Below are 10,849 nucleotides of genomic sequence, written 5' to 3'. Positions count from 1 at the left end.
TCCGCCTGCGAGCGGGAGCCTGCTGATCCAGCCCTTGCCGCCGAGCATCTGCATGGCACGGACCGCGATGCCGGTGCCGAAGCGATACAGCGCCGGGCGGCGAGCGACGAAGGCCCAGAGGCCAAGGCCCCAGCGCATCGAGGTCGGCTCCAGCCCCTCGCGCCAGCTTTTCTCGCGCCAGCCGCGCAGCAGCGTGGGAAGGGGGATGCGGACCGGGCAGACCTCCTGGCATCTGCCGTTGAGGGTGCAGGCGTTGGGAAGGTCGCGGCTTTGCTTCAGGCCGTCGAGCGCGGGCGTCAGCACCGATCCCATCGGTCCCGGATAGGTGCCGCCATAGGCATGGCCGCCGATCTGGCGGAAGACGACGCAATGGTTCATGCAGGCGCCGCAACGGATGCAGCGGAGCATTTCGGCCAGCCCCTCCTCGCGCATCTTCGTGCGGCCATTGTCGACGAGCACGATATGCATCTCTTCCGGCCCGTCGCGGTCGCCGGGGCGTTTGGGGCCGGTATAGAAGGTCGTATATTGCGTCAGCGCCGCGCCGGTGGCCGATCGCGCCAGCATGCGCAGCATATGGATGGCGTGGGGCATGCCGGGCACGATCTTTTCGATCCCCGCCGTCACGATATGGACGCGGGGCGGCACGAGCGAGAGTTCGGCATTGCCTTCATTGGTGACGGTGCAGATCGCGCCCGTATCCGCGATCAGGAAGTTGGCGCCGGAAATGCCGACATCCGCGCCCAGCATCCGGGATCGCAGCTCCCGCCGGGCGCTTTCGGCCATGGCGGCGATCGTCTCTTCCTCATGCGGGGCGCGGTGCTTCGCCCTGAAAAGCGCGGACACCTGTTCCCGCGTCTTGTGCATGGCGGGCCAGATGATGTGCGAGGGACGCTCGTCCGCCAGCTGGATGATATGTTCGGCAAGGTCGGTTTCGACCCGCCCGATCCCGGCTTCGGCCAGCGCATGGGGCAGGCCGATTTCCTCGCCCAGCATGGATTTGGAGCGGGCGACGGTCTTCGCATTCGCCGCCTTGCAAAGGTCGATGACGATCTTGCAGGCTTCTTCGGCGGTGCTGGCCCAGTGGACCTTGGCCCCGGCGGCGACGGCGTTGGCTTCGAACTGTTCGAGATAGGCCCCCAGATGGGCGATCACATGATCCTTGATCGCGGCGGCGCGGTCGCGCGCGGCTTCGAAATCGGGAAAGGCCTGAACCGCGATGCCGCGCTTGGCTTCGGCCGTGCCTGCGGTGCGCTCGACCGCGACTTTCAGGATGGGGTCGGCCAGCGCCGCGTCGGCGCGCTGCTGGAAAGTCGTTGGGTCGGCCTTGGCGGTCATGCCTCTTCCCCGATGGCGGGGCCGTCGCCCATGCCCGCGATCAGTTCTATGGCGTGATAGGCACGGACCTTGCTGCCTTTCCGGTTCAGCTTGCCCGCCATGTTCATGAGGCAGCCTAGATCGCCCGCCAGCAGCAGATCGGCGCCGGTGGCGTCGATGGCGTCGGTCTTTTCTGCGACGATGGCGTTGGAGATGGCCGGATATTTGACGCAGAAGGTGCCGCCGAAGCCGCAGCAGGTTTCCTCGCCCTGAAGCGGCGCGAAGGAAAGCCCGCCGATGCCTTTCAGCAGGCGGCGGGGCTGGGCCTTGATGCCCAGTTCGCGAAGCCCGGAACAGCTGTCATGATAGGTGGCCGTCGCATTGATGCGCACCCCTTCGGGTTTCCAGCCCAGCACTTCATCAAGATAGGCCATGATCTCGAACGTTTTGGCCGCCACCGCCTGCGCGCGCGGCAGCCATTCGGGGTCATGTTCGAACATCTCGGGATAATGGCAGCGGATCGTCCCCGCGCAGGAGCCGGAGGGGACCACCACCGCCTCATAAGGTTCCAGCGCTGCGATCGTCTGCTTCGCCAGCGCCGCCGCATGGTCGCGGTCCCCGCTGTTGAGCGCGGGCTGGCCGCAGCAGGTCTGCCCTTCCGGCACGACCACCTCGCAGCCCGCCGCTTCCAGTGCGCGGATGGCGGCAAAGCCGATGCGCGGACGCATCAGGTCCACGAGGCAGGTGACGAACAGGGCGACCCGCTTTACCATTGCTGCAGGTCCATTATTGCAGGTTCACGAACATGCCGCCGTCGACCAGCAGCGCCGCGCCGGTGACGTAAGCCGCCATGTCCGACGCAAGGAACACGATCGGCCCGGCCAGATCCTCCGGCTGGCCGAGACGGCCGAGCGGGGTGCGGGCTTCCATATATTTCCGCTTCTCGACATCGGCGAGATCATCCTTGTTGATCTCGGTCAGGATGGTGCCGGGCAGGACGCTGTTGCAACGGATGCCATGCTTGCCGAGCGCGATGGCGGTCGACTGCATCAGCGAATGAACGCCCGCCTTGGTCGGGGTATAATGGGTCTGGAACTCGCCGCCGACCAGCGCGGAGATGGACGACACCGCGACGATCGAGCCGCCATGGCCCTGTTTCACCATCTGCTGGGCGGCGGCCTGCACCATGAAATAGGCGCCGTGCAGGTTCACCCTGAAGGTGCGCTCGACCACGTCGACCGGCATGTCGAGAAAGGCGTGGAAGGGGCAGATGCCTGCATTGCTGACCATCACGTCGACCTTGCCGAAGGCATCCACGGCCTTCGCCACGAAATCCTGCGCCGTCTGCGGATCGGCGACGTCGCCCTTCACCGCGATGGCGCGCTGGCCCAGCGCTTCGATGGCCTCGACGCAGCTCTGGGCCGGGCCGTCGCTGCTGGCATAGTTGATGACGACGTCGGCGCCATGCCGGGCGGCGCCGATGGCGGCGGCGCGGCCGATGCCGGTCGATGCGCCGGTGACGAGGACGGTCTTGCCTTCAAGCAGCTTCATGAGAAATTCCTTGCTTTGAGGCCGCTTTGCGGCTGAGCGTTGAGGACTAGCGCCGCACCGGGCGGCGGGGTGGTTTGACGCCGGGGGTCCAGCCCAGATCGGCGCTGATTTTCCGGGCGGTGCCGACGACGTCCTGACTGAGCGTCTGCATGCGCGCATCGTCCATATATTGCGCGGCGCTCGACAGGCTGATGGCGGCGATGATCGTGCCCGACGCGTCGCGCACGGGGGCGGCGACGCAGCGTATCTGGTCCTCATTCTCCTCCAGATCGAAGGATCGGCCCTCCGCCGCATAGTCGCGCATTCGCTCCAGCCATGTGTCGTAGCCGATGGGATGGGTGCCCGCCGCCTGATCGGCGTCGAACAGCCGGTGCCAGTTCGCTTCCGAATCGTCGAGCAGCAGCGCCTTGCCCAGCCCCGTCGAGGTCAGCGGCTGGCGATCGCCGATCCGGCTGGAGATTTCCACGCGGCGGCGACCGGGAATCTTGTCGAGATACAGCGCCTGTTCGCCATCCAGCCGGCCCAGATGCACGACATCCTCGCTGCTGGCGGCGAGCGCTTCGAGATGCGGCCGGGCGATCTGCACCACGTCCGCCTGACTTTGCGCCAGGAAGCCCAGTTGCAGCAGCTTCGGCCCCAGCTGATATCCCTCGCGCGGGAGAAAGGTCAGGAAGCCGCGATCCACCAGCGCATTGGCGAGGCGGTGGGTGGTCGAACGGGTCAGGCCCATGCGTTCGGACAGCTCGGCCAGCTTCACCGGCCCGTCGATCACCTGATCGAGCAGGTCCAGCCCGCGTTGGAGCGTCTGCGATCCCGAAGCCTTGACCCCTTCCGCCTTCGCATTTTCCGAAACCTTCGACATTTCCTCTTGCTCGGCTGATTCTGGATTTGACGAAATTTGTCTCATCTACTAATACTCTATCCCACAAAATGAGAAATACAAGGGTGAAGGGGCGGCTGACCTGATTCTCTTTCGATCACGCCAGTCCCTGCGCTCACCCGGTATCCATGGCTTTGGCCATATATTGGAATTTTTTGCCGTCGGTTCCCATATTTCGGGCGGCGGTGATGCGAAATGGGAGTTTCTCGCGTGCCGATCGTGACGTTGCCGAAGATCAAGCATGTCCGCGCCTTCACCGTGCGCGGCGGCGGTGCCGACTATCATGACCAGGGCGAAGGCCACTGGATCGACGATCACATCGCGACGCCGATGTCCCGCTATCCCGAATATCGCCAGTCGCGACAGAGCTTCGGGATCAACGTGCTGGGCACGCTGGTCGTGGAGATCGAGGCGGAAGACGGCACCGTGGGCTTCGCGGTCACCACCGGCGGCGAACCGGCCGCCTATATCGTCGAGAAGCATCTCGCCCGCTTCCTCGAAGGGCGCTCGCCCACCGATTATGAGAAGATCTGGGACCAGATGTATTTCTCGACCCAATATTATGGGCGCAAGGGTCTGGTCGTGAACGCCATTTCGGGCGTCGACCTGGCGCTGTGGGATCTGCTCGGCAAGCTGCGGCAGGAGCCGGTCTATCATCTGCTGGGCGGCGCGGTGCGCGACGAGCTGCAATTCTACGCCACCGGCGCGCGCCCGGACAAGGCGAAGGAATTCGGCTTCATCGGCGGCAAGCTGCCGCTGCACCATGGACCGGCGGAGGGCATTGAAGGCCTCAAGAAGAATATCGCCGAACTGGCCGACATGCGGTCCAAGGTCGGCGATGATTTCTGGCTGATGTGGGACTGCTGGATGGCGCTGGACGTCGACTATGCGACCCGCCTCGCCATCGCGGCGCATGACCTTGGCCTCAAATGGATCGAGGAGGCGATCAGCCCGGACGATTATTGGGGCTATCAGCAGCTCAAGCGCAACGTGCCCAAGGGGATGCTGGTGACGACCGGCGAGCATGAGGCGACCCGCTGGGGCTTTCGCATGCTGATGGAAATGGACTGCTGCGACATCATCCAGCCCGATGTCGGCTGGTGCGGCGGCGTGACCGAACTGCTCAAGATCAGCGCGCTGGCCGACGCCCATGGCAAGATGGTCGTTCCGCACGGCTCGTCGGTCTACAGCTATCATTTCGTCATCACGCGGCACAATTCGCCCTTCGCCGAATTCTTGATGATGCATCCGGGACCGACGGAGGTGGTGCCGATGTTCCACCCGCAGCTGATCGGCGAGCCGGTGCCGGAAAATGGCCGCCTCAAGGTCACGGCGCTCGATGCGCCGGGCTTCGGCGTCGAGCTTAATCGCGATATCGCGATGCACCGCCCCTACACCCATTGATCGCCCAGAAGAGAGAAGAGACATGAAATTCTGCCGTTTTGGCCAGCGTGGCCAGGAAAAGCCCGGTGTCATCGACAGCGAAGGCAAGATTCGCGACCTGTCGGGCGTCGTGTCCGACATCACGATCGCTGACCTGCCCGCCGCCCGTTCCGCCGACATCGATTCGTTGCCGGTCGTCGAGGGCGACCCGCGCTATGGCGTGCCGGTGAAGGGTATCGGCAAGATCGTCGCCATCGGCCTCAACTATGAGGATCATGCGATCGAATCCAACCTGCCGATCCCGACCGAGCCGGTCATGTTCATGAAGGCGCTGTCGGCGCTCAACGGTCCCAATGACGAGGTGATGCTGCCCAGGGGTTCGACCCATGGCGACTGGGAAGTCGAGCTGGGCGTCATCATCGGCGAGACCTGCCGCTATGTGTCCGAGGAAGAGGCGCTGTCGAAGGTGGCGGGCTATGTCCTCGCCAATGACGTGTCGGAACGCTTCAACCAGAAGAGCCGCGGCACCCAGTGGAGCAAGGGCAAGGGTCACGATACATTCTGCCCGGTCGGCCCCTGGCTGGTGACGGCGGACGAGATCGGCGATCCGCAGGACCTGGACATGTACCTCGACGTCAATGGCGAGCGGATGCAGACCGGCAACACCAAGACGATGATCTTCACCGTTGCCCAGCTCATCTCCTATGTCAGCGAATATGTCACGCTCCAGCCGGGCGACCTGATGATCACGGGCACGCCTCCGGGCGTGGGCGAGGGCAAGAAGCCCAACGCCATCTACCTCAAGGCCGGCGACGTCATGGAACTGGGGATCGCCAAGCTCGGCACCCAGAAGCAGCAGGTCGTCGAGTGGCGCCTGCTGGGTGATGAGATCCCCGCATGAGCATCTATGCCGGACGCTATGCCGGACGTTGCGCGATCGTAACCGGCGGGGCTTCGGGTCTGGGAAAGCTCGTTGCCAAGCGCATCATCGAGGAGGGCGGCAAGGCCGTCCTCTGGGATCTGAACCCCGAAACGCTGGCCGCCGCCAAGGATGAAGTCGGCGCCGTCCACACCGTCGCGCTGGACGTGTCCGATCCGGCGGCCGTCGCGGCCGCGGCGAAGGAGAGCGCCGACGCGCTGGGCAAGATCGATATCCTGATCTGCTCGGCGGGGATCACCGGCGCCACCGTGCCGGTGCATGAATTCCCGATCGACAGCTGGCAGCGGACGATCGACATCAACCTCAACGGCCTGTTCTACTGCAACCGGGAAGTCGTGCCCTTCATGCTGGCGAACGGCTATGGCCGCATCGTCAACGTGTCGTCGGTGGCGGGCAAGGAAGGCAATCCCAACGCCTCGGCCTACAGCGCCAGCAAGGCGGGCGTGATCGGCTTCACCAAGTCGCTGGGCAAGGAACTGGCGGGCAAGGGCGTGATCGCCAACGCGCTGACGCCTGCGACCTTCGAAAGCCCGATCCTGGACCAGCTGCCGCAGAGCCAGGTCGATTACATGCGCTCGAAGATTCCGATGGGCCGTCTGGGCTATGTCGAGGAATCGGTGGCGATCATCGGCTTCATGGCGTCCGAAGAATGCAGCTTCACCACGGCGTCGACCTTCGACACGTCGGGCGGCCGCACCACCTTCTGACAGATCCCGCGCGGCGCGACCGGCCATCCAAGAGCCGGCGCGCCGCCCGTTATCCCGGGAGAGTTCCTTGCCTGAACTGCCTTTTGTCGATGCGCACATCCATCTCTGGGATCTGGCGCATATCCGTTATGACTGGCTCAGCCCGCCCTTCTCCGACGAGGGGCCGAACGGCAGCGTCGAATCCATCGCGCACGACTATCGCGTGGCCGACTATCGCGCCGATCTGGCCCGCTGGAACGTCGTGGGCGCGGTGCATGTCGATGCCGGGGCCGCGGCGGAAAGCGCGTTGCGCGAAACGCAGTGGCTGGACGGACTGGCCGCGGTCGAGGGGCTGCCGACCGGCTTCGTCGCCTTTGCGGCGCTGAACGACCCCGATGCCGATGCGCTGCTGGCGGCGCAGGCTGCGCATCCCCGCGTCAAGGGCATCCGCCACATCGTCAACTGGCATCCCAGCCCCCGGCGCACCTATGGCCCGATCGACCTCACCGTCGATCCGCAATGGCAGGCGGGCTATGCGCTGCTGGCCAAATACGGCCTGTCCTTCGACCTGCAATGCTATCCGGGACAGATGCCGGGCCTCGTTTCGTTGTTCGATCGGCATCCCGACATTCCGGTCATCATCAACCATATGGGCATGCCGGTGCTGACCGATTCCGACGGCGTTGAAGACTGGCGCAAGGGGCTGAAGGCCCTTGCCGCGCTGCCCCATGTCGCGATCAAGCTGTCCGGCATGGGCTTCATTCGCCGCGACTGGACGAAGCAGACTATCGAGCCGCTCGTCCGCGAGGCGATCGAGATTTTCGGGACGAAACGCTGCGCCTTCGCCAGCGACACGCCCACCGACAAGCTGTTCGGCTCCATCGACCGTTACATGGAATCCTATCACGCCATCGTTGCGGACTTTCCTGAGGAAGACCGCCGCGCCCTGTTCGGCGGCAACGCCAACCGCCTCTATCGTCTGGGACTTGACCTATGACCCCCAATCCTCTGATCGGTGTTCTCTTCCACTGGCTGGGCGGTCTCGCCTCGGCCAGCTTCTATGTCCCCTATCATGGCGTGAAGCGCTGGAACTGGGAGATTTTCTGGCTGACCGGGGGGATATTCTCCTGGGTGCTGGCGCCCTGGTTCTTCGCCTATGTGCAGACGCAGGACCTGTTCGGCGTCATGGCGCAGGTGCCCTCCTCCATCGTCGGGCTGTGCGTCTTCTTCGGCTTTCTGTGGGGCTTTGGCGGGCTGACCTATGGGCTTACCATGCGCTATCTCGGCCTGTCGCTGGGCATGGCGGTGGTGCTGGGCCTTTGCACCGTGTTCGGCACCTTGATCCCGCCGATCGTCGACGGCAGCTTCATGACCGAGATCGTCGGCACGCTGCACGGGCAGGTCGTGCTGCTTGGGCTGGCGGTCACGATATTGGGCATCATCGTCGTCGCCATGGCGGGCGCGCGCAAGGACGCGGCGCTCTCGCCCGAACAGAAGGCCGCGGCCGTTGCCGAGTTCAATTTCAAAAAGGGCATCGCCGTCGCCATTTTTTCCGGCATCATGTCCTCCTGCTTCGCCTTCGGGCTGGCGGCGGGGCAGCCGGTCAATGCACTGAGCAAGGCGGCGGGCACCGGCCCGCTCTGGGTCGGTCTGCCGACGCTGTGTATCGTCATGTTCGGCGGCCTCATCACCAACGCCCTGTGGTGCGGCTGGCTGATCTTCCGCAACCGTTCGGCCGGGCAATGGTTCGGGGCGGCGGACGATCAAGGCCACAGGCCGCCGATGCTGCCCAATTTCCTGCTCTGCGCGCTGGCGGGGACGGCCTGGTATTTCCAGTTCTTCTTCTACACCATGGGGGAGAGCCAGATGGGCCGGTTCGGCTTTTCCAGCTGGACGCTGCACATGGCGTCGATCATCATCTTCGGCACCTGCTGGGGCTTTGCCTTCAAGGAATGGAAGGACGCCGCGCCTGCCGTGCGCCGCATGGTGTGGAGCGGGGTCGGCCTGCTGATCTTCGCGACCCTTATAATCGGTTACGGCAACCGGCTGGCGGCCTGATAGTTTCTGCCCGCGTTGGCGGCGTCGCGATCGCCGCCAACAGGCCATGAACCGCTTTGTCAGCGCTGGGCGAGCCGGGTGGCCGGCTTGCGGGTGACGGTCAGTCCGGCGTCGGCCCATCCATCGACGGTGCGGCAGATGACGCGGGGATTGAGGGAGCCGGGCACGGTCTGCTTCAGGCAATATTTCCCGGTCTTTTCGTTGAGGGTCATTTTCGCCCCGCCGAAACTGCCTTCGACCCGCGCCAGAGCGGGGGTAGCGATCGTGGCGGCGGCGACGGCGGCGATAAAGACGATGTTTTTCATGATGCTGGTTCCTTCCCTGAATTGTTGAACGGTCTCGTGTCGACCGTGCCCAAGACATTGCAGGAGCCGTGCCAAATGAGAAAAAGCCCGATAATCGGGTCCTTTTCAGAGGTTTAAGTCAATTTTTCCTGCGTAAAATCCTGTAAGTTGGGGTGATTTTCGAACTAACGGGATTTTTTCCAGATGAAATGATAAGAAAAGCCCGCCGGTCATGCGACCGGCGGGCCTGAAGCATTGGTGCGACCCGATGGCTTCAACAAAGCGTCAATATTGGACGGTCACCGTCACGGCGCGGCGGTTCTGCGCCCAGGCGGTCTCGTCCGAACCCAGCGCAGCCGGGCGTTCCTTGCCATAGCTGACGGTGGAAATCCGGCTGGGATCGATGCCCAGCGAGGCGAGGTAATTTTTCGCGGCATTGGCCCGGCGTTCACCCAGGGCGATGTTATAGTCGCGGGTGCCGCGCTCGTCGCAATGGCCTTCGATCGTCACGCGGACATTGGGATTCTGCTGCAACCAGGCCGCCTGGCTCTGCAGGATCTGCTGGTCCTGCGCGTCGACATCATATTGGTCGAGCGCGAACAGGATGCGATCCGACGTGACCGAGGCCACGAAATCTTCCTGGCTGCCCTTGACCGGGCCGGAGGGGGTGGCGGGGCCGCCGGTCTGGGCCGAAGTGTCGGCGGGCGGCGGCGGCAGCTCCTTGGGCGCCTTTTTGCCGCAGGCCGCGAGCGCCAGCACGGACACGGCGATCAACAGGGGGCGGGACAGTTTCATCGGGTTGCTCCTCAACATATCTTCTGAAAAGTCGTTACGCAGTCAGGACGGATCGGTTCCGTTACGATGGAAATCAGGGCAGCAATGGACCCCAGGCCGGATCGGAACCGCTGAGCGGCGTCGGAATCCGCCGCTCATTCACGCCGGTCAGATCGACCTGCCACACCTGGCTGTTGCCGTCGCGGCCCGGCGTGGTGCGGAAGAATTGCAGCACGCGGCCGTTGGGCGACCAGCTGGGCTGCTCGTCCTGCCAGCCATTGGTCAGGATGCGCTCATTGTCGCCGGTGGGCGTCATCACCGCGATCTTGAAGTCGCCCGAAATCTTGGTGAAGGCGATGAGGTCGCCGCGCGGACTCCATTCGGGCGTGGCATAGCGGCCGCCGCCATGGCTGATCCGGCGCTGGCTCGATCCGTCGGCGTTCATCACATAGATTTGCTGACTGCCCGAGCGGTCGCTTTCGAATACGATCTGGCGGCCGTCAGGCGAATAGCTGCCGCCGACATCGATGCCCGGCGCATTGGTGAGGCGCACCGGCTGACCGCCCTGCGCCGAAACGCGGTAAATGTCGGTGTTCCCGGCAATCGCCATCGAGAAGAGGATGTTGCGCCCGTCGGGCGACCAGCGCGGCGCGAAGGTCGGGTTGGTGCTTTCCGTCACCAGCCGCTGCCGCCCCGTGCCGATGTCGTAAATGTAGATGCGCACCCGGTTGTTGAGGTAGCTCACATAGACGATCGACTTGTAATCGGGCGAGAAGCGGGGGGTCAGCGCGATCGACTGGCCATTGGTGATGAAGCGGTGGTTGGCGCCGTCCGAATCCATGATGGCGAGACGCTTGGTGCGGTTCCCCTTCGGGCCGCTCTCGGCGATATAGGCGATGCGGCTGTCGAAGAAGGGGCTTTCGCCCGACAGGCGGGCATAGATGGCGTCGGCGCATTTATGCGCGGCGCGGCGCCAGTC

12 protein-coding genes are annotated in these 10,849 nt (G+C 64.3%); 5 read left to right on the top strand and 7 right to left on the bottom strand.

From position 1 onward, the window contains the following. The 4 genes from ACFC3J_RS20450 to ACFC3J_RS20435 all read right to left on the bottom strand — a co-directional run. A partial coding sequence (locus ACFC3J_RS20450) for a lactate utilization protein B (protein ID WP_375197841.1) occupies positions 1 to 1,335 on the bottom strand: 1,335 nt, incomplete at its 3' end. Continuing rightward, positions 1,332 to 2,087: a (Fe-S)-binding protein gene (locus ACFC3J_RS20445; protein ID WP_375197840.1), complete on the bottom strand. Its 756-nt coding sequence runs from the start codon at positions 2,085 to 2,087 to the stop codon at positions 1,332 to 1,334. The genes ACFC3J_RS20450 and ACFC3J_RS20445, both read right to left, overlap by 4 nt. A gap of 13 nt (positions 2,088 to 2,100) precedes the next feature. Then, entirely contained in the window at positions 2,101 to 2,865 is a 765-nt protein-coding gene (locus ACFC3J_RS20440) for an SDR family NAD(P)-dependent oxidoreductase (RefSeq protein WP_375197839.1), read from the bottom strand. 46 nt (positions 2,866 to 2,911) lie between these two features. Continuing rightward, positions 2,912 to 3,772, bottom strand: coding sequence for an IclR family transcriptional regulator (locus tag ACFC3J_RS20435; protein WP_375197838.1), 861 nt, complete (start codon positions 3,770 to 3,772; stop codon positions 2,912 to 2,914). A 168-nt stretch (positions 3,773 to 3,940) separates the two neighbouring features. Here ACFC3J_RS20435 and rhmD point away from each other — a divergent pair, with 168 nt between their 5' ends. The 5 genes from rhmD (at position 3,941) to rhaT (ending at position 8,812) form a co-directional block, all read left to right on the top strand. After that, positions 3,941 to 5,149: an L-rhamnonate dehydratase gene (gene rhmD / locus ACFC3J_RS20430; protein WP_375197837.1), complete on the top strand. Its 1,209-nt coding sequence runs from the start codon at positions 3,941 to 3,943 to the stop codon at positions 5,147 to 5,149. 22 nt (positions 5,150 to 5,171) lie between these two features. Then, the gene (locus ACFC3J_RS20425) at positions 5,172 to 6,029 is read left to right on the top strand and encodes a fumarylacetoacetate hydrolase family protein (RefSeq protein WP_375197836.1); all 858 of its coding nucleotides are present in this window, start codon (positions 5,172 to 5,174) and stop codon (positions 6,027 to 6,029) included. Beyond that, on the top strand, positions 6,026 to 6,775 hold the full coding sequence (locus ACFC3J_RS20420; RefSeq protein WP_375197835.1) for an SDR family NAD(P)-dependent oxidoreductase: 750 nt from the start codon (positions 6,026 to 6,028) through the stop codon (positions 6,773 to 6,775). Before ACFC3J_RS20425 ends, ACFC3J_RS20420 begins: the two co-directional genes overlap by 4 nt. Positions 6,776 to 6,842: 67 nt before the next feature. Then, a complete protein-coding gene (locus ACFC3J_RS20415; RefSeq protein ID WP_375197834.1) occupies positions 6,843 to 7,751 on the top strand; it encodes an amidohydrolase family protein in 909 nt (302 codons plus the stop codon). Next, entirely contained in the window at positions 7,748 to 8,812 is a 1,065-nt protein-coding gene (rhaT, locus tag ACFC3J_RS20410; RefSeq protein WP_375197833.1) for an L-rhamnose/proton symporter RhaT, read from the top strand. Before ACFC3J_RS20415 ends, rhaT begins: the two co-directional genes overlap by 4 nt. A 59-nt stretch (positions 8,813 to 8,871) precedes the next feature. Here rhaT and ACFC3J_RS20405 read toward each other — a convergent pair whose 3' ends face one another. The 3 genes from ACFC3J_RS20405 to tolB all read right to left on the bottom strand — a co-directional run. Further along, the gene (locus ACFC3J_RS20405) at positions 8,872 to 9,117 is read right to left on the bottom strand and encodes a hypothetical protein (protein ID WP_375197832.1); all 246 of its coding nucleotides are present in this window, start codon (positions 9,115 to 9,117) and stop codon (positions 8,872 to 8,874) included. 264 nt (positions 9,118 to 9,381) lie between these two features. Then, on the bottom strand, positions 9,382 to 9,891 hold the full coding sequence (gene pal, locus ACFC3J_RS20400; protein WP_375197831.1) for a peptidoglycan-associated lipoprotein Pal: 510 nt from the start codon (positions 9,889 to 9,891) through the stop codon (positions 9,382 to 9,384). 73 nt (positions 9,892 to 9,964) lie between these two features. Then, positions 9,965 to 10,849 (bottom strand): Tol-Pal system beta propeller repeat protein TolB (gene tolB, locus ACFC3J_RS20395; protein ID WP_375197830.1); only part of this gene is annotated, 885 nt, incomplete at its 5' end.

Source organism: Sphingobium sp. (assembly GCF_041987595.1).
Taxonomy (GTDB): domain Bacteria; phylum Pseudomonadota; class Alphaproteobacteria; order Sphingomonadales; family Sphingomonadaceae; genus Sphingobium.
This window is presented reverse-complemented; position numbering and strand designations above follow the sequence as displayed.

Coding starts and splice junctions, on each gene's coding strand:
- ACFC3J_RS20445 (WP_375197840.1), bottom strand. CDS start 2,087: ATGGTAAAGCGGGTCGCCCTGTTCGTCACCTGCCTCGTGGACCTGATG.
- ACFC3J_RS20440 (WP_375197839.1), bottom strand. CDS start 2,865: ATGAAGCTGCTTGAAGGCAAGACCGTCCTCGTCACCGGCGCATCGACC.
- ACFC3J_RS20435 (WP_375197838.1), bottom strand. CDS start 3,772: ATGAGACAAATTTCGTCAAATCCAGAATCAGCCGAGCAAGAGGAAATG.
- rhmD (WP_375197837.1), top strand. CDS start 3,941: ATGGGAGTTTCTCGCGTGCCGATCGTGACGTTGCCGAAGATCAAGCAT.
- ACFC3J_RS20425 (WP_375197836.1), top strand. CDS start 5,172: ATGAAATTCTGCCGTTTTGGCCAGCGTGGCCAGGAAAAGCCCGGTGTC.
- ACFC3J_RS20420 (WP_375197835.1), top strand. CDS start 6,026: ATGAGCATCTATGCCGGACGCTATGCCGGACGTTGCGCGATCGTAACC.
- rhaT (WP_375197833.1), top strand. CDS start 7,748: ATGACCCCCAATCCTCTGATCGGTGTTCTCTTCCACTGGCTGGGCGGT.
- ACFC3J_RS20405 (WP_375197832.1), bottom strand. CDS start 9,117: ATGAAAAACATCGTCTTTATCGCCGCCGTCGCCGCCGCCACGATCGCT.
- pal (WP_375197831.1), bottom strand. CDS start 9,891: ATGAAACTGTCCCGCCCCCTGTTGATCGCCGTGTCCGTGCTGGCGCTC.